Source organism: Leucobacter sp. USHLN153 (assembly GCF_037145615.1).
Taxonomy (GTDB): domain Bacteria; phylum Actinomycetota; class Actinomycetes; order Actinomycetales; family Microbacteriaceae; genus Leucobacter.
The window spans coordinates 46,773-71,868 of sequence record NZ_JBBCXE010000004.1; the positions used below are offsets into that span (position 1 = coordinate 46,773).

General features: G+C 65.9%; 21 protein-coding genes, 1 tRNA gene and 1 pseudogene. 7 read left to right on the forward strand and 16 right to left on the reverse strand.

From position 1 onward, the window contains the following. The first annotated feature begins 11 nt into the window (after positions 1-11). The 4 genes from WFH00_RS08155 (at position 12) to WFH00_RS08170 (ending at position 6,673) form a co-directional block, all read left to right on the forward strand. Positions 12-2,714 (forward strand): LuxR C-terminal-related transcriptional regulator, encoded by a 2,703-nt coding sequence (locus WFH00_RS08155; protein ID WP_336660295.1) that lies wholly within the window; start codon positions 12-14, stop codon positions 2,712-2,714. Between the two features lie 195 nt (positions 2,715-2,909). Further along, complete coding sequence (locus WFH00_RS08160) at positions 2,910-4,769, forward strand: hypothetical protein (protein WP_336660296.1); 1,860 nt, start codon at positions 2,910-2,912, stop codon at positions 4,767-4,769. 206 nt (positions 4,770-4,975) lie between these two features. Continuing rightward, positions 4,976-6,454 (forward strand): LCP family protein, encoded by a 1,479-nt coding sequence (locus tag WFH00_RS08165; protein WP_336660297.1) that lies wholly within the window; start codon positions 4,976-4,978, stop codon positions 6,452-6,454. Positions 6,455-6,581: 127 nt separating this feature from the next. Further along, positions 6,582-6,673: transfer RNA gene (locus WFH00_RS08170), tRNA-Ser, on the forward strand. Between the two features lie 189 nt (positions 6,674-6,862). On the opposite strand, the gene WFH00_RS08175 is transcribed toward WFH00_RS08170, so the two are convergent. The 6 genes from WFH00_RS08175 to WFH00_RS08200 are packed head-to-tail and all read right to left on the reverse strand — an operon-like array spanning position 6,863 to position 13,098. Further along, entirely contained in the window at positions 6,863-7,975 is a 1,113-nt protein-coding gene (locus WFH00_RS08175) for an ABC transporter ATP-binding protein (RefSeq protein ID WP_336660298.1), read from the reverse strand. Between the two features lie 19 nt (positions 7,976-7,994). Then, entirely contained in the window at positions 7,995-9,029 is a 1,035-nt protein-coding gene (locus WFH00_RS08180; protein ID WP_336660299.1) for an SIS domain-containing protein, read from the reverse strand. A gap of 56 nt (positions 9,030-9,085) precedes the next feature. Next, positions 9,086-9,946, reverse strand: coding sequence for a carbohydrate ABC transporter permease (locus tag WFH00_RS08185; protein WP_336660301.1), 861 nt, complete (start codon positions 9,944-9,946; stop codon positions 9,086-9,088). After that, positions 9,943-10,863 (reverse strand): carbohydrate ABC transporter permease, encoded by a 921-nt coding sequence (locus tag WFH00_RS08190; RefSeq protein ID WP_336660303.1) that lies wholly within the window; start codon positions 10,861-10,863, stop codon positions 9,943-9,945. Before WFH00_RS08190 ends, WFH00_RS08185 begins: the two co-directional genes overlap by 4 nt. 6 nt (positions 10,864-10,869) lie before the next feature. Further along, positions 10,870-12,171, reverse strand: coding sequence for an extracellular solute-binding protein (locus WFH00_RS08195; protein WP_336660305.1), 1,302 nt, complete (start codon positions 12,169-12,171; stop codon positions 10,870-10,872). A 30-nt stretch (positions 12,172-12,201) separates the two neighbouring features. After that, positions 12,202-13,098: a BadF/BadG/BcrA/BcrD ATPase family protein gene (locus WFH00_RS08200; protein ID WP_336660307.1), complete on the reverse strand. Its 897-nt coding sequence runs from the start codon at positions 13,096-13,098 to the stop codon at positions 12,202-12,204. A gap of 145 nt (positions 13,099-13,243) precedes the next feature. Here WFH00_RS08200 and WFH00_RS08205 point away from each other — a divergent pair, with 145 nt between their 5' ends. Together WFH00_RS08205 and WFH00_RS08210 are read left to right on the forward strand one after the other, a co-directional pair. Continuing rightward, positions 13,244-14,446: an ROK family transcriptional regulator gene (locus WFH00_RS08205; RefSeq protein WP_336660309.1), complete on the forward strand. Its 1,203-nt coding sequence runs from the start codon at positions 13,244-13,246 to the stop codon at positions 14,444-14,446. A 341-nt stretch (positions 14,447-14,787) separates the two neighbouring features. Continuing rightward, entirely contained in the window at positions 14,788-16,221 is a 1,434-nt protein-coding gene (locus WFH00_RS08210) for a GmrSD restriction endonuclease domain-containing protein (protein ID WP_336660310.1), read from the forward strand. A 47-nt stretch (positions 16,222-16,268) separates the two neighbouring features. On the opposite strand, the gene WFH00_RS08215 is transcribed toward WFH00_RS08210, so the two are convergent. Further along, a complete protein-coding gene (locus WFH00_RS08215) occupies positions 16,269-16,658 on the reverse strand; it encodes an MmcQ/YjbR family DNA-binding protein (RefSeq protein WP_336660311.1) in 390 nt (129 codons plus the stop codon). 134 nt (positions 16,659-16,792) lie between these two features. Here WFH00_RS08215 and WFH00_RS08220 point away from each other — a divergent pair, with 134 nt between their 5' ends. After that, entirely contained in the window at positions 16,793-17,356 is a 564-nt protein-coding gene (locus tag WFH00_RS08220) for a DUF6328 family protein (protein ID WP_336660313.1), read from the forward strand. Here WFH00_RS08220 and WFH00_RS08225 read toward each other — a convergent pair. From WFH00_RS08225 to WFH00_RS08265, 9 genes and pseudogenes are all read right to left on the reverse strand, one after another. Then, on the reverse strand, positions 17,336-17,695 hold the full coding sequence (locus tag WFH00_RS08225) for a hypothetical protein (RefSeq protein ID WP_336660314.1): 360 nt from the start codon (positions 17,693-17,695) through the stop codon (positions 17,336-17,338). The genes WFH00_RS08220 and WFH00_RS08225 overlap by 21 nt on opposite strands. Positions 17,696-17,720: 25 nt before the next feature. Then, on the reverse strand, positions 17,721-18,131 hold the full coding sequence (locus tag WFH00_RS08230; RefSeq protein WP_336660316.1) for a hypothetical protein: 411 nt from the start codon (positions 18,129-18,131) through the stop codon (positions 17,721-17,723). 53 nt (positions 18,132-18,184) lie between these two features. After that, a complete protein-coding gene (locus tag WFH00_RS08235) occupies positions 18,185-19,375 on the reverse strand; it encodes a carboxylate-amine ligase (RefSeq protein WP_336660317.1) in 1,191 nt (396 codons plus the stop codon). 259 nt (positions 19,376-19,634) lie between these two features. Next, positions 19,635-20,531, reverse strand: a complete 897-nt coding sequence (locus WFH00_RS08240) for a prenyltransferase (protein WP_336660318.1) — start codon at positions 20,529-20,531, stop codon at positions 19,635-19,637. Next, positions 20,518-20,847: a lycopene cyclase domain-containing protein gene (locus tag WFH00_RS08245; RefSeq protein ID WP_336660319.1), complete on the reverse strand. Its 330-nt coding sequence runs from the start codon at positions 20,845-20,847 to the stop codon at positions 20,518-20,520. Before WFH00_RS08245 ends, WFH00_RS08240 begins: the two co-directional genes overlap by 14 nt. After that, positions 20,844-21,194, reverse strand: a complete 351-nt coding sequence (locus tag WFH00_RS08250; protein ID WP_336660320.1) for a lycopene cyclase domain-containing protein — start codon at positions 21,192-21,194, stop codon at positions 20,844-20,846. The genes WFH00_RS08245 and WFH00_RS08250 overlap by 4 nt, the downstream gene beginning before the upstream one ends. Before the next feature lie 2 nt (positions 21,195-21,196). Continuing rightward, on the reverse strand, positions 21,197-23,350 hold the full coding sequence (gene crtI / locus WFH00_RS08255; protein WP_336660321.1) for a phytoene desaturase family protein: 2,154 nt from the start codon (positions 23,348-23,350) through the stop codon (positions 21,197-21,199). Further along, a pseudogene (locus WFH00_RS08260) lies at positions 23,257-23,883 on the reverse strand (phytoene/squalene synthase family protein); the annotation flags it as partial. The pseudogene WFH00_RS08260 and the gene crtI, both read right to left, overlap by 94 nt. After that, on the reverse strand, positions 23,880-25,061 hold the full coding sequence (locus WFH00_RS08265; RefSeq protein WP_336660322.1) for a polyprenyl synthetase family protein: 1,182 nt from the start codon (positions 25,059-25,061) through the stop codon (positions 23,880-23,882). The pseudogene WFH00_RS08260 and the gene WFH00_RS08265, both read right to left, overlap by 4 nt. Positions 25,062-25,096 lie beyond the last annotated feature (35 nt).

Sequence of the window (25,096 nt, forward strand, 5' to 3'; positions counted from 1 at the left end):
AAGGGAGCGTCATGAAGGCGCAGCGCCGGAACGACGGATTGAGCATCAGCTCGATCGTCGCGCCGCGCCATCGGCTTCAGGATGTCGTCGAGGCGGTACGACCTGAGGGCTCGATGACGATCCTCTACGGAGAAGCCGGCAACGGCAAGGCGTACATCGCGGAGCAGGCCGCGCATGAGCTGGCGGATAAGGCCGGCTCGCGATTGGTCGTGTGCGCGTTTCCGAGGCCACCGCGAGCGGGGAGCGGGGTCGCCTCGGTGTTTCCGCTCGCGCCTCCGACGACCGACGCGGGTTCGGGCGACATCGGGGCGCTGCCAGTTGCTGACACGGTGCTCCCCGAGACGGCGTCTTTGCCGGTGCTTTCCCCGCAAACGCCGGACGACGGGTTTCTGACGCAGGCCGCAAGTGTTGCCGAGGCCCTGGACGAGCGGTTCGGCGGAGTTCCGGTGATCCTCGTTGCCCCTGATATCGATGCATACTCCCCGCATGACCTCCACGTGCTCGGTCAGCTCGTGCGCTCGGGTCGATACCGAGTGATCGCCACGGCGCGGCAGCTTTCGAGCGCAATCGAGCACATCGGCGGGGGCCCGCACGTGCGCCGGATCGGGGTGGGGCCGCTCGACCTTGACGAGAGCGGCGGAATGCTGTGCGCCCTCCTCGGCGTCGACCGAATCGAGCCCGCGACGTTGCGACGCTGGCATCATGCGTCCCAGGGCAACGGGTACGCGCTTGCGGTGCTCGCTATCGGTGCGGATCGCGAGGGACGCGTGCGGCGCAGCCGCGGCACCGCATGGGAGGTCGGACGGGATGCCGCGGTCACCGGTGAGTACGCGCAGTTGCTCGCTGCGACCTGCAGCCCTGAGGAGTGGCGCGCGCTCGAGTTCATCGCCCAAGCCGAGCCCGTTACTGAGACCGCGTTGCTGCGCAGCTTCGAGACGGCCGTCTTCGCGTCACTATTCGAGCGCGCACTGATCGTTCCGCAGGCCCGCGGCAGCGTTCAGGCGATCACTATTGCGCACCCGCTCCTCGCCGCTTCGCTCCGCTCGTCAATGTCGCCTATGCGGCGCATCGAGCTCGACGACTCTATATTCAGTCTGCTCCACGCCGATCAAGGAGATCGGGACCCGACCCTGGATACCGAGCGACTGCTCCGGTTGGTCATGTTCGGGATCGCCGCCGGGCGCCGTCTGCCCCTCCGGTGGTTGTGGAGCGCCTTCGAGGCCATGTCGCACGGCGGCGACCCGCACGTGATGCTGCGGCTCGCCCGCGAGGTGTCCGGGCACCCTGACGCGACCGGTGCCCAGGCCGGTACGGCGGCGCTCCGAGCAGCGCGGCTGTCACGATTGCTCGGAGACCATGCGTCTCGCCGAGCCGCCCTCGCGCGGGTGGGTGAGCTGCTCGCCGACCCCACACGCAGCGAGGAGATCCCACTGACCCTCCGGATCGGGCTCGAACTCAAGCTCGTGCGCGAGGAGGTGCGCGACGGAGGCGACATCGACGCGTCGCTCCGTACATTGGACGACATCGAGGCGCGAACTGATGACGCGGCGGGGCTCGAGATGGTGCGGAGTGCCCGGGTGCAGGCTCTCGCCTACGCGGGACGACTGCGCGAAGCCGCTGACGCCTGCCCGCCCCTCGAACTCTCCGACGATATGCGGATCGAGTGGGCGCGGTCTCCGGGCCGGGCGTTCGCCACGCTGGTGCTGGAGCAACGCGGCGCCCTGCACGATGCCGTTTCAAACGCGGAGTACGCGCGCCTGCTCAGCAGGCTCGGGCCGCGCGCTCGAGCCGACCTCATCGACGTGCAGGGCTTCTGCTGGTTGCTCGGGTACTGGGTGAGCGGTAGCCGCGAGAGCGCCAGGCGGGTGTATGACGACCTCGCCCGGGAGGCCTCTGCCGAGGTCCATGCGGAGGCGAACTATTCCGGGCTGCTCGAGAGCGGAGCGGTGTTGCTCGCCGTGCAGGAGGGACGCTGGGCGGAGGCCGCGCTGAGCGCTGAGCGCCTCGTGGACCACCTCGAGGTGAGCGACCCCTACACGCTCGCGCCGCTCGTGTACGCCGCACTCGCGCTCGCGTCTGCCGTGATGGGCGAGCGAGATGAGGCGCTGAAGGCGCTCGCGGCCTCGGAATCGCCGGGGCGAGGGATCGCGATGGCGCTCAGTGGGCACCGCAGGGTACTGGCGCTCCGAGCTCGTCAGTGGCTGCACGATCCCAGCGTTATCGAAGAGGCGTCGGACCTCGCCGCTTGGGCGGCTGAGCAGGATCTTCCACTCATTGAACTAATGGCGTTGCACCTCCGCGCGGTCGAACAGGGCGCGGTGGCGGCGGCGGATCTCGCACGCGCGCGCGAGCTTTCCGGCCACATCGACGAGGCAGTTTCCGCCGCGTTCCTCGGTCACTTAGAGCGGTTGCGTGCGGGAGTCGGCGCGGAACCGCGGGTCACCGACGAGCCGGAGATCCGATTGCTGGCCGACCTCGGCGTGTGGTTGCCGCTGCCTCGGGGATCCGGGCTCACGCCTCGGGAGAGGGAGATCGTGCTGCTCGCCGCGCTGGGGCACACGAGCCGCTTCATCGCTGCGCGGCTCGGCATTTCCGCCCGCACCGTTGAAACCCACCTCTCGCACGCGTTCGGCAAGATCGGCGTCGAGAATCGCGAAGAATTGCACGACTGGGTCACCCGGAATCGTGCAGTGGGCGACCGACCTGCGGTCTAACAGTCGGCAATATTTCGCCGTCACCCAGAGATACGTAATTTCCCCGGATCCGCTCCGAGAAGTGCGCGCTTAACCTCCGATCAGGTTGACCAAAGTCGCACGGCTGAGGGGTTTCACAGGCGCCGCGCGCACCTGAGAAGCGGGAAAATCATGCATCCAAAAAATCGAGTCGCGGGCGAGGGGGCCCCGTCTCGAATGAACCGCAGTCGCTTCGCGATTGCACTCGTCGGCGCGGTAGCGCTGACGCTCGGTTCCGGCATAGGGGCCGCGTCGGCGACCGAACCGGACGGAGTCGGCGCAGCGAGCGTTGTCGCCGCTTCAAGTGAGTCGGAGACGAGCGCGGCTGACGCTGCTGCAGAGGCTCAAGCGGCTGCAGAGGCTCAGGCCGCCGCTGAGGCTCAGGCCGCCGCTGAGGCTCAGGCCGCCGCTGAGGCTCAAGCCGCGGCTGAGGCTCAAGCCGCCGCGGAAACACAGGCTGCCGCTGAGGCTCAAGCGGCCGCGGAAGCACAGGCTGCCGCTGAGGCCCAAGCGGCAGCGGAAGCCGCTGCAGCTGAGGCGCAGAACGCAGCACAGGCAGAGTCGAGTCAGGCGACGCCTCAGGACACGCCAGACTCGTCCGACCTCCGTTCGGTCGGAGCCTCCGAGAGCACGACGAGCGGAAAAGGTGGCGGGAGCGAGAACCCCCACAACAAGGTGACGCTCTGCCACGCCACGGGATCCGAGAAGAATCCGTACGTTACGCAAACCGTCAATGCCAACGGTACCGCGAGCGGTCACATCGGACACCAGGATGGTCGCGACATCATTCCCCCGTTCACCTACAACCACCACGGCTCGGAGGCGAGCTACCCGGGTCAGAACTGGGATGCCGAAGGGCAGGCGATCTACGCGAATGGCTGCAATCCTGTGACGCCCGATCCGGATCCGGACACTCCGGAAATCGCGATCGACGCAGTCGCGTGTATCGCCGACGATGCCCCGCTGCCAGAGTCTGTCCCGGTCACAGTGAGCGGCATTTCACAATCTGGCAGTTGGACGCTCACGGTCTCCTCGGAGCACGGTACTGCCACGGTCGAGGTTCTGGATAGCGGTACCTACGCGGTACCGACAAACGGGGTCGGCGAATACACCGTCACTATCAGTTCCGGAGGAGAAGTCACCGACACCGCTGGTTTCACGATCGAGCGATGCGATGAGCCCCACGATCAGCCTGCGATGTCAGTACCTGAGCTCGCGTGCGTGCCGTTCGATCATCCGTTGCCCATGACCCTCGACGTTGAAGTGACGGGCTTCCTCGACGCTTCAGCACTCATGGATGACGGGGCCGGCTACTCACTCGAGATCGCTGGAGAATCGGGCGGGACCTCGAGCGTCTCGGTGAACGGCAATGGAACGTACTCGCTGCCGCTCGCGGGCGAGGGCGAGTACACGATCTCGCTGATGCACGGAGACGAAGTGATCGATTCTTCGACTGTCACCCTCGCCCACTGCCCGCGACCGACGCCGACCGGCGATTTCACCGTTGACGTGGTCGTCGCAGCGTGCACGATACCGAACGGCGAACTCCCGAGCGTTGCGCACGTGATGGTCGGTGGCCTCGTCGAGGGCGACGAAGTGACGCTCTCGCTCACGAGCCCGAACGGTGAGGATACGAGCCAGACGCTCACGGCCACAGGCGCATCGGCGTCCGTTGATATGGCGCTCTCCGGTGCCGGCAAGTACAGCGTGATGGCGACGCTTGGCGAGGCATCGTCGAGCGCAACGTTCACGGTCGCCGACTGCCCCGCGGGGCCGAATCCGCCGGCACCCGAGCCACCCGCTCCTGAGCCGCAGGCGGGTCCGCCAGTGGCGAAGCAGATCGTGCGCCTGTATAGCTCGCCGATGCGGGTCTCTGCACCGCCCCAGGTAGAGCAGGCCTCCCCGATGCTCGCAGTAACCGGCACTGACGGCGGCGCGGATGGCGCGGCGCTGGCGGCTCTGGGCCTGCTGCTCGCCGGAGGACTTATGATCCTCACGGCCCGAGTGAGAGGTGGGGCACGCGGTCGAAGGTCGTAAACCGCAAGTCTGAACCCGCGGGGTGCTCGAGCGAGGGCCTCGCGGGTTCTTGCTGCCGGGCAACGTCTCGCCGATCCGCCGCCGCCCGGGTAAATCACGGAGCGAGCACTTTCGTTCCTCTCCAGCGCCTGTACAGTCCGATCAAGTACATTGAATCGTTACTGTCGGGCGCGATTCCGGTTGCCCGCGCGATCCTGGGATGCTGAATGACCAAGAAACCTGCTGACACGCTCGAACGCCAGACGTTCGTGCGGCATGGCAAGCTCCGTCGTTCGAGTTCGTGGGGCAACGCGTTGCGCGTGCTGCTCACGGCCGTGATCGTGGTGGGTCTGAGCGGCGTCGCGACAGCGGCGTACGCGGTGTGGGGCTTGGTGCAGGGCATCGACACGGTCGAACTCGGCACCGAGGCTGAGGGCGTTGGAGTCGGGGTCGGCGACGAGACGGTCGATGGCGCACTCACGGTGCTGCTCGTCGGCTCAGACTCTCGAGCGGGACAGGCCATCGACGATGGCGAAGAGGGCGAACTCAACGACGTGACGATGCTGCTGCACGTGTCGGCGGATCACCAGAACGCGACCGTCGTGAGCTTTCCACGTGACTTGATGTTGCCCATCCCGAGCTGCCCCGGCCCGAACGGTGAGCCCGATTACTACTCCGCGATGAGCGAGCAGCAGCTGAACTCGACGCTCTCGAACGGCGGATTGCCCTGCGTCGCGAAGACCATTAGCGAGCTGACCGGCATGGAAGTGCCGAACGCCGCTCTCATCACCTTCGATGGCGTTATCGGGGTCTCGAACGCGATCGGTGGCGTTGACGTCTGCCTCACGCAGCCGATTCAGGATGAATACACGGACCTCGATCTGCCCGCGGGTGAGAACACGCTCGTCGGCCTTGAAGCGCTGCAGTTCTTGCGCACGCGTCATGGCGTCGGCAACGGTGGAGACACGAGCCGCATCAGCAACCAGCAGGTCTTCATGTCGTCGCTGGTGCGGCAGCTGAAGAGCGCAGAGACGCTCTCCAACCCGGTCAAGGTGTACAGCCTCGCGAAGGCGGGCGTCGAGAACATGACCCTGTCGAAGGGCATGGCGAGTGTCGAGTTCATGCAGCAAGTTGCCAACACGGTGAAGGACATCGACCTGAACCGCATCAACTTCGTGCAGTACCCGTCGTTCGGCCATCCGTACCAGGAAGGCCGTCTGACACCCGACTACGCGAGCGGAGACGCGCTGTTCGAGCTGATCAAGAGCGGGCAGCCGTTCGAAGTCTCGAGTCTCGGCGAGGGCGTGCAGGCCGAAGATGAGACGGGCGCCGCGGGTGCGGACGCGACCGCCGATGCTGCTGGCGATGCATCGGGTGCGGAGATCGATCCGAATACGGGCTATCCGATCGACCCGGAGACGGGCTATCCGATCGACCCGAACACCGGATACCCGATCGACCCCGCGACGGGCAATCCCTTCGACCCGGAATCCGGGTTCCCGATCGACCTCAACACCGGACTCCCGACTGATCCGAGCACGGGCCTTCCCGTCGATGATTCGTCCGCGGCGGCGGACGGCGCTTCGCCCTCCGACGATTCCACCGCGGCGGGTGACGCCGATGCAGCGGAGGGCGGAGTTCCGGACAATGTGACCGGCGTCTCGGCGGATCAGGCAGTGTGTTCGGCCGGTCGCACCGTCTATTGAGCCGGTGGCGCTGCCGGCGCGGTGATCGTGCGTTTGCGATGGCGGCCGGACGCGCCGCTCGCGTCGGTCGGTCCGATTTCCGCAGGGCAGCGTCGTCCGGTTAGAATGGGTGACGTTGTTCGCGTATGGAGACGTGCCGGAGCGGCCGAACGGACTTCACTGCTAATGAAGGGTCGGGGTTAAACTCGACCGGGGGTTCAAATCCCCCCGTCTCCGCCAGACGAATAACACCAGAACCCCCGAACATCGTTGAGAAATCAACGGAGTTCGGGGGTTCTTTGGGCTGAGTCGGCTGCGCCTGGCAACTCACCGGTGGCGCCTTGCGAAGCGATTGTCGTCGAGGCGCTGAGTGAGCTCTTCGAGGTCGCCCTCGAAGAGGCCCGAGCGCACCTCTCGAGACGACAACGGTCAGAGTTCGCGCGCTGGTATTCCGGCTGAGCCGATCCGATCGCCTGTCACGGGGTCGAACAGATGGACGCGAGCCGGCGTGACCGGAGCGACGGTTACCTCATCACCGATCTGCGGGTGATCCCGCCCATCGACGCGGACGACGAGTTCGATGCTCTCACCATTGATGATCGTCTCCCCGTACAGGTAGCCGTCGGCGCCGAGTTCCTCGACGAGCTTTGCGCGCACCGAGAGCCCGGGAGCTCCCGTCACGGAGACCGTGAAGTCCTCAGGTCGTACGCCGACGGTAACCGTGTCTGCCGAGAGGGGAGAGCCTTCCGCACGAGAGACGGGGACGGTGAGGTCACCGAGCTTCACCCCATCAGCGTCTACGGTCGCATTGAACAGGTTCATAGCGGGCGAGCCTATGAACCCCGCGACGAAGGTGTTCACGGGAGTGTCCAGTAGTTCTCGCGGTGTGCCCACCTGCTGCAGCACCCCGAGCTTCATCACAGCGATGCGGTCGCCCATGGTGAGAGCTTCCGTCTGATCATGCGTCACGTAGACCGTGGTGACTCCGAGTTCGCGCTGCAGAGCAGCGATGCGCGTGCGGGTCTGCACCCGCAGCTTCGCGTCGAGGTTCGAAAGGGGCTCATCCATGAGGAAGACCTGAGGCTCGCGGACGATGGCTCGTCCCATCGCGACCCGTTGGCGCTGGCCGCCGGAGAGAGCTTTTGGCTTACGGTCGAGATATTCGGTGAGATCGAGTTGTTCGGCGACCGCCTCCACGCGCTGTCGGCGCTCCTCCTTTCCGACTTTCGCGATCTTGAGCGCGAATCCCATGTTCTCCGCGACGGTCATGTGGGGATAGAGCGCATAGTTTTGAAACACCATGGCGATGTCCCGGTCTTTCGGCGACAGGTGTGTGACCTCGGCTTCGCCGATGATGAGTCGTCCGTCGGAAATTTCCTCAAGGCCGGCAAGCATGCGGAGCGCTGTGGATTTCCCGCATCCGGAGGGGCCGACGAGCACGAGGAACTCGCCATCGGCGATCTCGAGGTTCAAGTTCTGCACCGCGGGACGGTCGGTGCCGGGGTAAGACAGCGTGACGTTGTCGTAGGTAACGTTTGCCATGGCGCGGTTCCTTTGGTGGTTATTCGGCGATCGGAAGCTTCGTATCGTCTTGCTGGTAGCGCGTGCCTTCAACAGGGATTCCTTGACGACGTGCGACGGCATCGACGATGAGCTGCAGGATGACGGTCTCCTCGAGCACACGTGTGAGGCCGACGGCGGTGTGCTGCACCCGCACGACCGACACGTTCTCATGCGCGAGGGCGGCGACCTTGTCGTCTCCCGCACCTGTGATCACCAATACGCGCGCTCCGGCATCGGCCATCTGGAGCACGACGTCGAGCTCGCGTCCGTCGCCGATGGTGATGAGCATATTCTTCGTATCGATGACTTCGTGGGGGCCGTGCACGAACTGGTACGTCTCCCAACCGGTTGCGGGGAGACGCACGGCTTCGCGCAGCATGAGGGCGCCCTGCGTGGCAGAGGAAATACCCAGCCCACGGCCGATGATGTCGACGGCTGCTAATCCGTCGAAGATCGGAGCGAGCGTCTCGACGTGCTCCTGGTGATAGGTGAGGAGGTCGGCCACCAGCTGCGGAGCACCGGAGACGTCGAGGTCGGCTTGGAGGCCGACCGCCTGCATGATGGCCGAATACGACATAAGTGTCGAAAGATATCCCGAGGTGTACACGGGAGAATCATCGATGCCGCCGTATCCGATCGAGTAGTCGCTCACCTCAGAGATGGCGGCATCAGGGAAGTTTGTGATCGCGATGCGACGTCCAGCACCACGACCGCGTGCCGCTTCGATAGGTTCAGGGCTGCGCCCGGATTCCGATACGACGAGGTAATGGTCGCCCGGTTCGAAGTTGGTCGGGTATGCAGCGACCTCAGACGCAGTGAGATTCACGCCGCGGACACCCTGTTGCGCGAGGGCGGCCACTAGAGCGTGGCCGGAATTGCTCGACGCGCCCATCGCGAGTACCGCGACGGTGTCACCGGCATTCCAGCGGGGAAGCTCTGCGGCATCCAGCGATGCCGCGATAGCCGAGGCGGCGAGGGTGAGGAGTTCCGGCTGCTGGTGGATGGCCTGATGGAAGGGTATGCGATCGGACATGGGTTCTCCTGAGGTGGAAGGTGAAACGATGGGAAGGAAAAGCGGAGGTCGGGACGTCAGCCCTTTACTGCGCCCGCGGCCAGACCACTGACGATCTGACGCTGGAAAATCAGTGCGATGATCAGTGGCGGGATGGCGGCAATCACTCCACCGGTCGCCACTAGGCCGAAATCGGTCGTGTACCGGCCCGCGAACTCCGAAATCGCGACGGGTATCGTCTTCGATGCGTCGGACGAAGTAAATATGAGCGCATACATGAATTCGTCCCAGGCGAGCAGGAAAGCAAACATCACAGCTGCGAAGAGGCCGGGCTTCGCGGAGGGCAGGATGATGCGGAAGAGCGCGCCGAGTCGACTGGTGCCGTCGATCCGTGCGGCGTCCTCGAGGTCGGCCGGCACGGTCATGAAGTAGTTGCTCAGAATCCACAGTGTGAAGGGGATGACGAGCGAGCAGTCGACCAAAATCAGGCCGATCGTCGAGTCCAGCATCCTGAGAGAATTCAAAATCATGTACAGCGGGATCAGGAGCGAGATCTGCGGCAGCATGTACGTCGTTAAGAACAGCACGAGGAACCCGCGGCGGAATGGGAACTTCAGTCGTGCGAAAGCGTAGGCGCCGAAGATTCCGACGACCATGGAGATAAGCACCGTAACGACGCCGACGACGATGGAGTTCACGAAGGCGGCTCGGAATGAGGCGCCCACGGATGAAGTGGGATCGAAGAGAATCTCTTGATAACGGTCGAGATGCAGCTCGCTGGGCCACCAGCGCATGGGCTTCGCGACAATATCTGCCTGGGTCGAAATGCTCGCCACTGCAAGCCAGCCGAGCGGAGCGATGCAGCCGACCCCGACGATGAGAGCAGCCAGATACGTCAGCGCGCTGCCGAGTATTCGACGATTACGTTGCTGTTTCACAGGGTGCTCATTTCTGATCGGCGCAGCATCCGAAGGTAAACCGTTGTCAGCACGAGGATGATGAGGAGGACGATGAAGGAGATCGCGGACCCCAGACCGTAGTTCTGCTCGGAGAACGCGGTGACGTACGTGTAGTAGGAAATTGTCTGGGTACCGTTCGCGGGCCCTCCGCGGGTCATCGCGTAGATGATGTCGAAGACCTTCACTGCTTCCACGGTGCGCAGCACGAGGACCAGGGCGATGGAGGGCAGCAGCAGCGGCAGCGTGATGGAGAAGAACCGCTGGAAAGCGCCCGCGCGGTCGACCTTCGCCGCCTCAGTCAGTTCACTGGGAATCGCGGTCAGGCCCGCGAGGAGGAAGATTGCCACGAGCGGTGTCGTCTTCCATGCGTCGGCGATGATGACGAGGTTGAGCGCGGTCATCGGGTCGGAAAGCCAAGCCTGGTAGCTGTCGATCAGGCCGAGATGGCTGAGTACACCGTTCAGTGCGCCGTACTGCGCGTTGTAGATGCCCTTCCACATGGCAGCGTTCACGATCGTAGGGACGGCCCACGGGAGCACGACCAGTGCTCGGAGGAGCCAGCGACCCCGAATTTTTGCGTTGAGCAGAAATGCGATCCCGAGTCCGAACACCAGCTCGATCGAAGTCGAGACGAGCGTGAAATACAGTGTGCGCCCGAGCGCGCCCCAGAAGCCGCTCGCACTCAGGGCCTCGACGTAATTGCCGAGGCCGACGAACGGGGTATCGACCGCAACGGCGGACTTCACCTCAAATAGCGAGATCAGGAGTGTGCGCGCCAGCGGGTACAAGATGACGCCAAAGACGGCGAGGACTGCGGGGAGCAACAACCAAAAGGCCAGTCGCCTTTCGCTGTCGCGTCGCTTCCTGCGCGGCGCCGATGCGGTCGATACGGCCATGGAGTCTTAGTCCTCCAACTCTGCGTTCGCGGCCTCGACCGCGTCGTCGAGGGCCTCCTGAGGCGTCTTCTTGCCGAGGAGTGCGTTCTGCAGCTCGACCTGAATGATCTGGGAAACGGTCGAGTAGTTCGGCACGGCGGGGCGGAGGATGGAGTCGGCGTAGGCCTCTTCGGACACGGCGAAAACCTCAGGGTTGACGTCGATTACTTCCGGCTTCTCGTAGCTTGCCTTCCAGCTCGGCTGCGATGACTGGACGTACTTCTCCTGCGTCTCCTCGCTTGTCATGTAGTCGATGAACTGCCAAGCAGCATCTTGGTTCACCGAAGTTGCCGTAATTGAGTACGCCATTGCGCCATTCACGCCGGGGCGAGCACCGTTCGGGCCCTTCGGCGTCGCGAGGACTCCCGCCGCATCGGCAATTGTCGAGATCTCCGGATCCTGCAGGTCGCGCATCGTCGAGTCCCAGTTCAGACCGAACGCCGTTTCTCCCTGGGCAAGCGCTTTCGATACATCGTCCTCAAGGAACGTGGTCGATGCAGGGTTCGTGAGTCCGTCGTCGATGGTCTGCTTCATCCACTCCAGGGCGGCGACTCCCTGTTCGTTGTTGATGACCAGCTCCCCGTCATCGTTCGTGAATTCCCCATCGAACGCCCCGAGCAGCTGTGCGTAATCGCAGATGAGCGCCTCAGCTTGCGCCCAGCTCCAAGCAATCGGGTACTCACTGATACCGGCCTCTTTAATCTCCTTGGCCGTCGCGAGTACGCCGTCCCAAGTGTCCAGGTCCTCCGCTGTGGCGCCGACCTCGGAGATCATGTCTTCGTTGTAGAAGAAGAGCTTCGTCGACGGCCCATTCGGCACTCCGTAGAACTTGTCCTGGTACTCGGCTGTCGGGATGACGCCCGAGAGAAGCTCGTCCTTCGAGGCGCCAGGGAACTTGTCGCCGAGGTCCGCGACGATTCCCTTCGAAGCGAACTCCGCCGGCCAGATCACGTCGATCAAGACAACGTCATAGGTGCCGGCGGGGGCCGAGGTGACGATTTTGTCGTGCAGGGCCTCGTACGATACGAAGGTCGGATTAACGGTGATATCCCCGCCGTTCTCCTCCTCGAAATCGGCGATGATCTGCGCGTAGTCATCCTCTGAATATCCGGCCTGCTTCATGAACAGCGCATTGATTTCACCGGTTCCATCACCGGCCTCGCCGCCGCCACCGCCGCCGGTGACGCTGCAGCCGGTCAGCATCAGACCGGCTGCCGCGACACCTGCAATGAGGCTTCGTTGCACTCGCCTGAGGTTCTTGCCTTCCATGAGTTTCTCCTTTGATTGTGGGTGTGTGAGTCAGATAAGAGTTCGGGCGAGAGCGATCGCGCCGGCGACGGGTTCGTCGTGTAGCACCACGAACGGGAGATCAATTCCCTGGTCTGCCAATGCTCGGGCGAGTTCATCCTGCAGAAGCGACTGAGCCGTGACGACACCCCCCGCAGCAACGACGGCGTCCGCTTTCGCCCGGCGCGCGAGCACATCTCCAACACTTATCGCCAATTCGTCGGCTGCGGCGCGTATCACCTCGCGGGCCAGCCTCGACCCGTCAGTTGCTGCGGTAAAGACCACGGGTGCGGCCTCGGCCCACCGGTGAATCGACGCTCGGTGAGTGAAGATCAGAGAGAGATCGTCAATTGTGTCCGTCGCGAAGTGCTCCATGAGTCGAACCGCAAGAAGACCTGGCCGGTGGCCCCTGTCATGCTCGCGTTGCACGGCCCGGATCGATTCGCGAGTGATTCCAGGTGCACTGCCGGGATCTCCAATCATCCATCCGTAGCCTCCCGCAGTCACGGGATCGCCTTCCGGGGTTCGGCCCACCACGTTCGAGCCCGTACCGGCGATGATGCCGACGGCGTCCGTGAAGCCGGCGGCCGGACCGACGAGCAGTGCGTCGTTGAGCACGAGGAGCGGGCCGTCGTGATGCCTTTGCAGCGCTTCCTTGAAAGCTCGCGTCTGCGCTTCGGAATCACAACCATGCGCGCCCACCGTCAGCGCGGCGAGCCGGTCCGCACCCAGTTCGTACGCGCGGGAAAGGAGCGCCTTGGCGCCTTCCTGGTCGTGGAGTCCAGCGGGGCTCAACCAATCTCTGGTCCGAAGACGCGCATCAGCAACCTCCATCGATTCGGAGTCCGCGACTCGCACCCGCGTGTTAGTGCCCCCAACGTCGATACCGATGAGCTTCATTGCTAGCATGAGAGTTACTTATCTGTCAGAGTGAAAAGAAGATTTTCTTGAATCTACCTCGAAGGACGCGGGAGCGTCAAGTCATGGAGATCACATGCAATTGCACCCTGCCAGCCCCGCAGCGCAGGACGAGCGCAGCCATAGACTGACACGCATGAACGACGCTCACGCAAGCCAACCGGGCGGCGCCCACGCGTGGCCGGCGAGTACCAGTGCTATCGCGGCGGCGAATCAGGGAGCCCTTGTTGAAGCGCTGCGTCTTCGCGGAGCGCTGTCGAAAACGCAGCTGAGCGAGTTCACGGGGCTCAGCGCGGCGACGGTGAACCGAGTCTTGAAGGGGCTTATCGCGCAAGGGTTTGTCGCGCGGGCCGGCACGGAAGAATCGACGGGCGGTCGGCCTCCCGTGATTTTCGATGTCGTACCGACTTCGCTGGTTTCGGGGGCCGTGCAAGCGCGACGCGACGGGATCACGGGAGCCCTCGTAGGGTTCGATGGTGTGATCATCGAGAGATTCGAGCGAGAACTCGACGGTGCGGAGTCGGATGCGGGCCCACGTGCACTCCGCCGCATGATCGCTCACCTGGCAGAACGTTGTGCTGCGCACGGCGTAACACTTCACGTCGTCGGCGTCTCCGTCGGAGGCATTCCGAGTCCGTTGGGCACGGTGACAGGTCTGGATCCGCGGTACTGGCCAGAAGCGACTCTGACCGAGTTGGTCGGCGAGCACGATGTTCCGGTCATCGTGGAGAATGACGCAAATGCGCTCGCGCTGGGGGAACTGTACCGGGGGGTTGGTCGTTCCAGCCGGCAGTTCGTGGCGTTGGTGCTCGACCGAGGACTTGGATCTGGCATAGTCGCCAATGGTGAACTCGTTCGCGGCGCCCGGTCCGCGGCGGGCGAGGTCGGTTACCTGCTCATCGATTCGGATTCACTAGTGGCACCACCGCAGGGTCGCGGTGAGCTCGAGAGCAAGATCGATCCCGCGGCGGTTACTGCCGCCGCACATGGAATGGGAATCGACGCGGCGCATCAATTCACCGCAGCCGAGATCGTTGCTCGAGAATACGACGGGGATCAACGAGCGGCACCGGTCGCTTCGATGGTGCTGGACATGCTCGCACGAGGCGTCGCCGCGCTCGTGAGCATTCTCGATCCCGACGTTGTCGTACTCGGCGAAGGGCTCGATGGACGCGCTGACGTCGTAATCCCCGGTCTTCGGAAGCGGTTGGAGGGCAGAATTCAGTACGTTCCCGAGATTCGCACTGCGTCACTCGGAACTGACGCTGTTCTGCTCGGAGTGGCGGAGACCGCGCTGCGTGCAGTGCCGGGACCCGTGAGAATCTCGCGTTCTGCGTAATCCTTCACACTTCGTTTCTCGCTGCAGGAAGCCCTTCATCTTCATGCGGCGGAGCGGTCGAAGGACATCACTTGCTCATGAAGGGTGGGAGCGAGACTCGATCACGGGCTCAAGTTTCCTCGTCTGTGCCAGACGAACAACACCAGAATCTCTCGAACACGTTCCGAGGGATCCCCTGTCTACAGTGGATGGTCTACCGCGCTCCGCTTGGGTGAACAGGCGATATCCCGGGTGAAAATCTCCGACGCGGTATGCGACGCACGCTCCCGCCTGCGAGGCTGAGTGCTTGTGCTGGTGACAGCGAGGCGTGGCGCAGAGCCACTGAGATGATCGGGAAGTACATGGCGAACGCCCCCGCGGGTTGGTATGACGACGGTTCGGGAACCATGCGCTGGTGGGACGGCGCGCAGTGGACAGATGCCGTGGTCACCCGGCAGCAGGTCGGTCAGGCACCGGAGCAGCCGCACGAGGGCACGCGAGCGGGGTCGCCTCGCAAGTCCGTGCCGACGTTCGGCCCATCTACCTACATCGTCGGGGCGCTCACGCTCGTGTTCGTAGTCGCCGGGTTCGGATCCCGTGGTGTCGGAGCCGCGCTGAGCTTTCTCGCACTCGCCGTGCTGCTCTCGGCGCTGTATGCGCTGATTACGAAGCGCCCGTCGTGGCTGCGGATCCGCTCCCGTCGCATCGCGGGAATCATCGCGGGAGTGAGCATCGTCGCGCTGTTCTCCGGCGGCCTGATGATGGATCCGCCGGCCAGCCCGGCCACCGCCTCCAAGGTCGTTGACCAGCCCGCGCCGACTCCGGTGGAGAAGGTCGAGCCTGAACTCGAAGTGCCCGACGACCTTGCTCCGCTCGACCCCTCGACGACACCGGTTGCGAAAAAAGACGCAGAAGTTCTGGTCGAGGATTCGTCGGTGACCGCGGTGCCCGCCGTCGAGCTTCTCGAATCGCTCAAGGTGAAGGGACGAGCCCCGAAAACGGGGTACGACCGCAAAGCGAAGTTCGGGACGCCCTGGACGGACATTGACCACAACGGCTGCGACACTCGAAACGACATCCTCCAGCGGGATCTCGCGGATGCTGAATTGTCAGGCCCCTGCAAGGTGATGACTGGCACGCTCGCCGACGAGTACACGGGCAAGACGATCCACTTCGTTCGGGGAAACCAGACGTCGTCTCTCGTGCAGATCGACCACGTCGTGGCTCTCTCGGATGCCTGGCAGAAGGGCGCCCAGTCGCTCACCCAGCAGCAGCGCATCACCCTCGCGAATGATCCGCTCAACCTCATGGCCGTCGATGGCCCCACGAACGCTTCGAAGGGCGACGGGGACGCGGCCACCTGGCTGCCGAAGAACCGAGCTTTTCGGTGCGAGTACGTCGCGCGGCAGATCTCGGTGAAAGCGACGTATGAACTGTGGGTGACGCAGGCGGAAAAGGACGCGATGAGCGGGGTGCTGGCGTCGTGTGCGGATCAGCAGGCGTTCACATCGCAGTTCGCCCCTGAGCCGCCCGCACCGCCAGCGCCTGAGCCTGAACCCAGCCCTGAACCTGCTCCTGCCCCTGAACCGGCCCCGGCACCCGAGCCGGCTCCTGCTCCCGAACCTGCTCCGGCTCCCGCTCCGGCGCCCGCGCCAGCGCCGGCACCCGCACCGGCCGATGTCTACTACCAGAACTGCACCGCGGCTCGCGAAGCGGGCGCAGCACCCGTATATGCCGGTGGTCCCGGCTACGGTCGGCACCTGGATCGAGACGGCGATGGGATCGGCTGCGAGTAGGAGCCCCCGCAGATCGACTGCCGCAGCAGCCGTCGTGGTCAGCGGGGCTACGGCGCGCGGCCGAAGGTCTGCGGGTCGACCGGCCACTCCCGTTTCGGGAGCGCCTTCTCAATGACGAGCAGATACGACTCGGTGACGAGATCCTCGACAAGCTGTCTCGTCAGTGAGGCCCCGGGCCGCAACGTGATCCAATGCCGCTTGTTCATGTGGTAGCCGGGCGCGATCTCCGGGAAAGCTTCCCGCAGTGCCTCGCTGTCGGACGGTGCGGCCTTCAGGGTCACGATCGGAGTTCCGTCGAGCTGCGAGTGCAGCATGAATACCTTGCCACGGATCTTGAATATGTCGGCTTCCGGCCCGAAGGGGTGATCGAGATATGCGCCGGGGAGCTCCTCCGTGCGGTCCGCCGCCCACTGCTGCAACGCTGCTACTCGTGACATGCCGCCCCTCTCGCCGGTGTACCGAGTCTACGGCGAGGCGGAAGCGAGGTCGCGTTGAGAACGCGGGATGCCCGACGGCAGTGACGCAGGTCAAGCCCGCTCCCGGAGCGGGCGATCCGCGCTACATTCTCTGCATGGAACACCTGAACGATGCCGGCCAGCAGCAGGACGTAAATGGCGACGGCCGCTTCGAGAGCGAGAACCAGCGCGCCGATCGAAACTGGAACGAGATTCTCCAGGAACTTCGCGTTGCCCAAACCGGCACGCAGATCCTCGGGGGCTTCCTGCTGGCCGTCGCCTTCCAACCGCGCTTTCAGGATCTCGACCAGTTTCAGCTCACGCTCTATCTGATTCTGGTCGGGCTCGCTGGCGTCGCCGCTGTGCTCGGGCTCGCGCCAGTCACCCTCCACCGCACGTTCTTCGGCCAGGGCCGCAAGCCCGCTATCGTGCGACTCGGCGGCCGCCTGCTCGCCGCCGACCTCGTGGTGCTCGCGCTCCTCGCGGCCGGCGTGACAGGTCTCGTGTTCGACTTTGCCGTGAGCCGAACCGCCGGCCTGATCTCCCTCATCACCGGAGTGGTTGTCGTGGTCAGCGTGTGGAGCGTGCTGCCCCACTGGGTGATCCGGCGCAGTACGGGCTCAGATTCCCGAGGGCCGGCGGACTCGGCCGCCCCGAACTCAGTCTGGCGTGTCGACTGAGATGTGCGGGAGGTTCTCGTCCCGATCCGCGCCCTCCTCACGAGCGTTGTCGTCGGCCTGACGATCCGTCTCGAAAGCGTCCGCTCCCTCGTCGGGGTCAAGCTCGGCGTCGCTGTCTTTCAGGCCATTCGTGCTGTCCAATGGACTGTCCGCGCCCGCGTTCGGCGGGTCCGCGGCGTCCGGTCCGGTCTGCCCCACCTTCTGCTCCGCCTCGGGGACGGACTCGGGAACGGAATCCGGCGAAGTGGCCGTGGGCTGCGCGGGATCGCTCGGCGCCGTGCGATCCGCCGTCTCAGGCGTGGTGCGACCCTCGGTCACGGGATCATGCTCAGTGGTCATCGTGTGCCCTCCTTGTCGCCCGCAGTTACGCGGCCGGGTTGTGGCGATCGGATTTTGGATCAGACTCGCGGCCGGACCAGCGCAGGTAGGCCGCGTAGGGGTCATCGTGGGGCACCTCGGCCTCCGCTTGCGCGCGGCGTCGGCGCTGGAGCCCGAAGAAGGCCGCCATTCCGGCGAGGCGCAGCGATTGCGGCGAGACGGCGGCTGAACCCGACAGTCCTCCTGGCACGCGCTGGCGCCCCGAAGCACCACTGGCACCCGCGACCTCGCTACTCCCGCCGATCGGAGTGATCCCTGTCGGAACTCCCGCGGACACAGCGTCGCGCGCAGAAACACGCTGGGACGGCACAGCGCGGGGCGAAGCGGGCTGTGGCGGCACCGCTGAGAGCGCAAGCGACTGAGTGGGTGCGGCGTGCACGTCAGACCGGTGCTTCATGATGAACTCCTTCGGGGAACCAGCAACGACGTCGAGCATGTCTAGCGCCTCACTCAGATCGGCAGCACGTCGAGCACTGAGGATGACGGCGCGATGGGCCGATGGGTGCGTTCGATCGCCTGGGCGACCATCGCGCGCGTGCTGCGCTCTTCCCGCAGGGTTCGGCGCTGGCGCTCGGCGCCGGTACCTCCCTCGAAGACGTCATCGATCATCGCGGTGACGCGGTGCAGGTCGTTGGTGGCCGCGAGAGCCGGCGCTACGTGCGCGAGCAAGGCGTCGATCGCGACGCGGGGCTCGCACGGCTGGCCGAGCAGCGGGTTGAGCAGCGGGCCCGAGACGCCGTGGCGGCTGGCTGACCACATCGCGAGGCGCAGCACCGGCGTCGGGAGCGAGTCGGGGGAGAACCCGGAGCGCCACTCGTGCGCAGCCGTCGAGACGAGTGCCCGCACGATGCCTGCGATCGCTACGGAGTGCGCTGCCTCGAGGCACACGTCAGCGACGCGGATCTCGACGGTCGGGTACCGTGCGCTCAAACGTGCGTCGAAGTAGACCATGCCGTCGTCGACGAGCACGCCGGTCGCGAGGAGGTCCTCGACGGTGCGGTGGTACGCGCGCGCCGAACCGAAGATGTCGGTGGGCCCGGCGGTCGGCCACCGGCTCCACGCCTGGTAGCGCTGGCTCGCGTATCCGCTGTCCTCCCCGTTCCACATGGGCGAGTTCGCACTCAGTGCGAGAACGAGGGGCAGCCAGGGGCGGATCCGGTCGAGCACCGCCACGCCCTCTTCGTCGTCAGCGACTCCGACGTGCACGTGCAGGCCGCAGGTGAGCTGCTCACGCATCGTCGACTGGAAGCGCTCTTCCATCTCGGAGTAGCGCGTCGACGCGGTGAGCTGCGTGCGCGAAGCGCTCGCGCTCGTGCCCATCGCCACGGCTCGCAGACCCAGCTGCTGAGCCGCGACGTCTGCGAGCTGTCGCCCGGAAGTCACGCACCGCGCGAGGTCCTCGAGCGTGCTCTGAGGCTTCGTGATGACCTCGATCTGCTCGCGCTTCGATTCCCGTTCGAGCTTGATGAGGCGGGAAGCTTCGGGTACCTGGGCGACAACGTCGCACGAGGCGGCCGCTGCGAGCACGAGTTCAACCGCCGGCGCCGTGCGGCCGGTGCGGGGATCGACGAGCAGCAGCTCCTCCTCGATGCCCATCGTGCGGGCGCCCTCGTGATCGAAGGGCCGTGGTGAGCGTGCCATTGACGGGTCGTACATGCCGCTTCCCTTCTCCTTACAGCGGCAGTCGCGCTTCCGCGCATCTCCCGCAATCGCCTCCGATTGCGGAACGATCTTGCGGCCGCCGTTCGGCTTCCGCGGTCTCCGTTCCCCCGGGTCATCGCCCCGGGGGATGACCGCATCTTCAGAGTAGGGAACCTCCAAGAATGCTGGCACTCCCTTGACTTCGGGTTTGTGAAGCCCTAGTGCTGAACCGGCGCTGCGGTGGTCGCGAGGATGCGGATCAGGCGCTCTGCGCCCAGCCCAGAATGAGAATCATCGTGACGAGCGCCCCGCACCCGTAATTCAGCCAGATGAACCGCCGCCAGGCACGATTCGTGCGCCCGGAATCGGCGTCACTGGCGTTCCAGTACGGCGCGCAATTGACGATGTAGGGGGCCGCGACGAGCGCCGCCAGCGGCCCCGGGAACGGCGTGAACAGCATGAGCGCGCCCGCGAGCGCCCACAGACCGAGCGCGAGTCGCACGGTCGGGGCGGCTCCGAGCACGGTGGCGATCGATCCGATTCCGCCTTCGCGATCCGGCACGACGTCCTGCACGGCACCGAAGGCGTGCGCCGCCATGCCCCAGCAGAAGAAGGCGATGAGGATCAGCCATAGCGCCGACGTGAAGTGCGCCCCTGCCGCCGTGAGACCGACCACGGCTGGGCTCACGAAGTGCGTGCTGCTCGTCGCCGAATCGAGGAATGGTCGCTCCTTGAAGCGAAGCACGGGCGCCGAGTACGCGACGACCGCGAAAGTGCTGATTGCGAGGGGAACCCACGTCGCTGGCCCGCCTGCGACCGCGAGGACCACCAGGAACGGCACGTTGGTGATCACCGCGAGCCAGAGCATCGGCCGGTGGAAGCGGGGAGCGAGCAGGGCGCCCTCGATCCCGCCCTTGCGCGGATTGTTGATGTCGGAGGCGTAGTCGAACACGTCGTTGATCCCGTACATCGCAAGGTTGTAGGGGATGAGGTAGTAGATCGCCCCGACGATGAGCACCCAGTCGACCTCGCGGGTGGTGAGCAGCATCGCGGCGGCGAACGGGTAGGCCGTGTTGATCCAGCTGACGGGCCGCGAGGCGACGAAGGCCTGGCGCAGCAGCTGCGCGTTCCAACCCGAGGTCTCAGTCGTCGGCAATGCGTGGCTCCCGTCGTTCGGTGAGGCGGAACCAGATCGACGGCGCGAGGAGTGCGGTCGCGATCGGATAGCTGAAGTCTTCCACGGGCACGATGCCGATGGTGACTCCGAGCGTGTGTCCGTGCCCGTAGCTGAAAAGATCGGAGGCGATCATCACCGAGTCGAAAACCGCGGTGAGGATCGCGAGGGCGACCACGGCGAGACCGATCGCGGTCCACTGCTGCAGAGCGGCTCTCCGTCGTCGCCACGGGGTCAGCGCCAGCGCGACGGCGAGCGCGAGCAGCAGGAACGGGATGCTGATGAGCGCGTAGGTCACGGCGCCTCGCTCTCGTCGCCGCGGTGGCTCGCACCCCGGCGCTCGAGGATGTGCGCTGCACCCGTGCAGGCCACCATGGTGCAGAGCACGAGGAACGCGAGGAAAACGGGCTCCTCGATCGGGAGCTCGTCCGCGATGAGGATTCCGGTCATTGCCGCGCTCCCTCCCATGCGGAAGATTCCGGTCGCGATGCCGACCAGGTCCCACGCGAGGAGAAAGGCGACTCCGAGCATCATCACCAGCGTCGCAACCCGCCAGTCGCGCCAGAAGAAGAGGCGGAAGCGCGCATCGAGCAGCAACATGCAGCCGCTCGAGACGAGCAGCGCCGCGAGGTAGATGATTCCCACGATCAGGCGCGCGCCTCGAGCGAGGCCGACTCGTCGAGGTGCTTGCTCCGCCGGCCCGCAGGTGCCGGGAGCGGACCCGCGCTGCGATCGCCGCGGAGATGCTTCACGACGAGCTCAGCGCTGATGAGGCACATGGGGATCCCGACGCCCGGCGCGGTCGTCGCGCCTGCGTAGAAGAGATTGTCGACGCGCTTCGAGCGATTCTGCGCGCGGAACATCGCGCTCTGTCGCAGCACGTGTGCCGGCCCGAGCATCCCGCCGCTCCAGGAGTGGTAGTCGTCGACGAAGTCCTGCGGCCCGATCGTGTGGCGCACGACGATGCGCTCGCGCAGGGCCGGGATTCCGGCCCACTCGGAGATCTGGTCGATCGCGGCGTCAGCCACGCGCTCCACCGCAGGATCGCCGCTGCCGTCCGCGCCTCCGCGCCCAGCGGCGGGATCCGCGGGAATGGGGACCAGCACGAAGAGGTTCTCGTGGCCCTCGGGCGCGACGCCCGGGTCCGTCGTGCTCGGTTTGCAGACGTAGGAGGACGCGGGATCCGGGATCCTCGGCGTCGCACCGAAGATGTCGTCGAAGTTCCGATCCCAGTCGCGGGTGAAGAACAGCGAATGGTGCGGCAGCTCCGGCAGCTCGCCGCGCACCCCGAGGAGCACGAGTACGGCGCCGGGCCCGCTGACCTGACGCTCCCACGACCGCTCGGGGTAGCTTCGGGCGGCCTCGGGGAGAAGTCGGGTTTCGGTGTGGTGGAGGTCGGCGGTGGAGACGACGACGTCGGCCGACGAGCGCTGCTCGACGCCGTCGCGATCCCGCCAGCGCACGGCGCGGGCGGTGAAGGGGCGCCCGCCCTGGGTGCGACGGCGCTCGCCGTTGGGCGATCCGCCCCGCTCTGCCTCGGAACGGCCGGTCTCGATCTCCGTGACGTCCGCACCCAACACGATCTCCGCGCCCGCCTCGCGCGCAAGCGCCGCGAGCCGCTCGACCAGGTGGTGGAAGCCGCCCATGGGGTATCGCACGCCCTCGTCGAGGTCGAGCGCGCTCATCAGGTGGTACATCGCCGGCGCGTCCTTCGGGTTCGTGCCGAGAAAGACCGCCGGGTACCCGAGCACCTGCCGGAGCACCGGGTGCTGGAAGCGCTTCGCGGCGAAGGATCGCAGTGGCGTGAGCAGCAGCTGCGCCAGCCTGGGCAGCGCACGCAGCACCGCCGGGGCCGCGAGACTGCGCCAGCTCGTGAACGGGTTGTAGAGGAAGTAGCGCTCCGCCATCTCGGTCGTCTCGGTCGCGGAGTCGAGGTAGGCGTCGAAGGCGGCGCCGCTCCCCGGCTCCAGCAGCTCGAAGAGTGCGCGGGTCGAGCTGCGGCCAGCGGGAACGGTGACGGGCTCGGGCCGATCCGCACCCCGCCCCTCGGGCTCACTGAACACGCGGTATCCCGGGTCGAGGAGACGCAGGTCGAGCTGCTCCTCGGTCGACGTGCCCAGCATCTCGAAGAAGTGGTCGAAGACGCGGGGCATGAGGTACCACGAGGGACCGGTGTCGAAGCGGAAGCCGTTGCGTGAGAGCGTGCCCGCCCGGCCGCCCACGCGTGCGCCGCGTTCGAGCACGGTCACGTCGTGCCCTTCGCGTGCGAGCAGCGCCGCGGTCGCGAGCCCGGCGATGCCGGCGCCGATGACGACGGTCCGGGGGCGCGTGGGCGTTGTCGCCCCGGGAGCACTGCGCGATCCGGAACTGCGCTTCATCGCTTCTCCCATGCGGTTCGAGCGACGGATCGCGCGATGATCTGGCTCTTCTGCCAGTCGGGCACGCGAACCCGACGCGAGTAGAGCTCGTCGATCGACGTCCGCGCGATCCTGCGATTCAGCTCGGCGAAGAGGTTCAGAGCGCTGCGCACTGCGGACCTTGCGTCTTTGGGGAGCAGCGGCAGCACGTCGCGGGCGTCTGCGAGTTCCGCCTCGATCCGACGCACCCAGTCGATGCGATCGGTGTCGGTGAGGCGCGCGGCCGAGCCGAGGTAGTTGCGGCCGAGCCGCGCCGTGTCGTCGGCGAGGTCGCGCAGAAAGTTGACGTTCTGAAAGGCGGCGCCGAGGCTCCGTGCGCCGCGCTCCAGTCGGTGCTGCTCGAGCGCGTTGAGGCGTCGATCGCGAGTGAAGATTCGCAAGCACATGAGGCCGACGACCTCGGCAGAACCGTACACGTAAGCGCCGTGCTGCTCGGCATCGAAGGCGCGGATCCGGGCAGCGTCGCCTGCACTGGCGGCGCTGCCGGCGTCGCCCGACGCTCCGGCATCGCCACCCTCGCCGGCGGTCCCCGAGACCGGAGCCAGGTCGGCTCGCATCGAGGCGAAGAACGGCGAGATCAGCCCCTGGTCGATGTGCGCCTCGCGCGCGGTTTGGGCGAAGGCGTGCACGATCAGGTCGCTCGAGTAGCCGCAGTCGATGGCGCGCTCCACCTCGGCCTCCAGCCGATCCAGCGCCTCTCGCTGTTGCTGCTCGCTGAGGCCCGCGCCGTCGGTGACTCCGTCGACGAGCTCGTCAGCCACGCGCACGAGTGCGTAGATATTGCGGACGTGCGAGCGATGCTTCGGGCCGAGCAGGCGAGTCGCGGCGCCGAACGAGGTCGAATAGCTGCGGATCACCACCGCAGAGGCCCGCGCCGCCGACTTCGAGTACCGCTCGAGCGGGGTGCGGGCGGTCACGAGCGCCGCCCGTCGAGGCGATCCGCGAGCGCGAGCAAGGTTTGGCGCGCGCGGTCGGGAAGCCCGCTCGTCGCGTCTGCCAGCGTCTCGTGAAGCGCGCGCATCTGATCGTCGATGAGGCCGCGGACGAAGCGCTCGGCCCCGCACTCTCGAAGGAGCTCCTGCACGCGCGCCCCCTCCGCGGCGTCGAGGCGGCCCGATCCGAAGCTCGGCTCGATCTGCGGCCACGCTGCAGTCATGCGGGCCGCCGCGATCACCGCGGTCTCCTTGCCCTCACGGAGATCTGAGTACGCGTCTTTACCGTGCACCTCGGGATCGCCGAAGGTCGAGAGAAGGTCGTCTTGCAGCTGGAAGGCCAACCCCAGGTGAGCGCCCGCGGCGGCGAGCGCGGCGTCTATCGCGGGGGAGCTCGATCCCGCAAGAATCGCGGCCGCGCGGAGGGGGAGCTCGAAGGTGTAGGTCGCGGTCTTGAGGCGACACATCTCGAGCACCGTCGCCGTGTCGGCGGCCACCGTTCCGTCCTCGAGGCCGACGTCGAGCTGCTCGCCCACCACGGACTCGGTGATCGCGTGCGCGAGCAGATCGAGCAACTGCGTACGCTGCGCGTCGGCGACGTGCGTCCGGGCGAAGAGCTGGTGCACCTCCGCGAGCAGCAGGTCGCCCATGAGAATGCCGCAGGTGCGCGCCCAGTGCAGGCGGTTCGGGGCGGCGGATCCGGAAGGCGTGCCTGCGCTGTCGTGTGCTCCGCCCGGACCGACTGCGGCCTGTTCAAGCGGCCCCGCGCCCTCGTTCACGAGCGCCCCGATGAGGTTCGGAGTGCCGCGACGCACGAGGTCGCCGTCGAAGACGTCGTCATGGAGCAGGAAGGATGCGTGGAGCAGCTCGACGGCGGTCGCGATGTCGACGATCGCCTCAACCGAAGCTGCCAGGGTCTCATTGCTCTCGGTTTCTGCCCCGAGGGCGGCGGCGAAGTCGAGCAGCAGTCGGGGTCGGATGCGCTTGCCGCCGAGCGTGCGCTCACTGCACAGCTTCCACAGGTGCGCGTAGGCCGGATGGTAGGCCTCGGCCTCCCGGATGCGGTTCGCGAAGAACTCCTCAAGCCGAGCCTGCACCCGATCGATGCTGAATTCGACGGCCTCGGTGGGGCGCAGTGCCGTCGCTTGGTGCTGCTCTGTCACGCCGCTCCCCGCTCGTGTAGTAATTTTGATTACTT

Excerpts from the sequence above, each read along its gene's own strand:
- WFH00_RS08200 (WP_336660307.1), bottom strand. The coding sequence starts at position 13,098 with ATGCTAGCAATGAAGCTCATCGGTATCGACGTTGGGGGCACTAACACG.
- WFH00_RS08195 (WP_336660305.1), bottom strand. The coding sequence starts at position 12,171 with ATGGAAGGCAAGAACCTCAGGCGAGTGCAACGAAGCCTCATTGCAGGT.
- WFH00_RS08205 (WP_336660309.1), top strand. The coding sequence starts at position 13,244 with ATGAACGACGCTCACGCAAGCCAACCGGGCGGCGCCCACGCGTGGCCG.
- WFH00_RS08210 (WP_336660310.1), top strand. The coding sequence starts at position 14,788 with ATGGCGAACGCCCCCGCGGGTTGGTATGACGACGGTTCGGGAACCATG.
- WFH00_RS08180 (WP_336660299.1), bottom strand. The coding sequence starts at position 9,029 with ATGTCCGATCGCATACCCTTCCATCAGGCCATCCACCAGCAGCCGGAA.
- WFH00_RS08190 (WP_336660303.1), bottom strand. The coding sequence starts at position 10,863 with ATGGCCGTATCGACCGCATCGGCGCCGCGCAGGAAGCGACGCGACAGC.
- WFH00_RS08155 (WP_336660295.1), top strand. The coding sequence starts at position 12 with ATGAAGGCGCAGCGCCGGAACGACGGATTGAGCATCAGCTCGATCGTC.
- WFH00_RS08235 (WP_336660317.1), bottom strand. The coding sequence starts at position 19,375 with ATGGCACGCTCACCACGGCCCTTCGATCACGAGGGCGCCCGCACGATG.
- WFH00_RS08175 (WP_336660298.1), bottom strand. The coding sequence starts at position 7,975 with ATGGCAAACGTTACCTACGACAACGTCACGCTGTCTTACCCCGGCACC.
- WFH00_RS08225 (WP_336660314.1), bottom strand. The coding sequence starts at position 17,695 with ATGACCACTGAGCATGATCCCGTGACCGAGGGTCGCACCACGCCTGAG.
- WFH00_RS08230 (WP_336660316.1), bottom strand. The coding sequence starts at position 18,131 with ATGAAGCACCGGTCTGACGTGCACGCCGCACCCACTCAGTCGCTTGCG.
- WFH00_RS08220 (WP_336660313.1), top strand. The coding sequence starts at position 16,793 with ATGGAACACCTGAACGATGCCGGCCAGCAGCAGGACGTAAATGGCGAC.
- WFH00_RS08215 (WP_336660311.1), bottom strand. The coding sequence starts at position 16,658 with ATGTCACGAGTAGCAGCGTTGCAGCAGTGGGCGGCGGACCGCACGGAG.
- WFH00_RS08165 (WP_336660297.1), top strand. The coding sequence starts at position 4,976 with ATGACCAAGAAACCTGCTGACACGCTCGAACGCCAGACGTTCGTGCGG.
- WFH00_RS08160 (WP_336660296.1), top strand. The coding sequence starts at position 2,910 with ATGAACCGCAGTCGCTTCGCGATTGCACTCGTCGGCGCGGTAGCGCTG.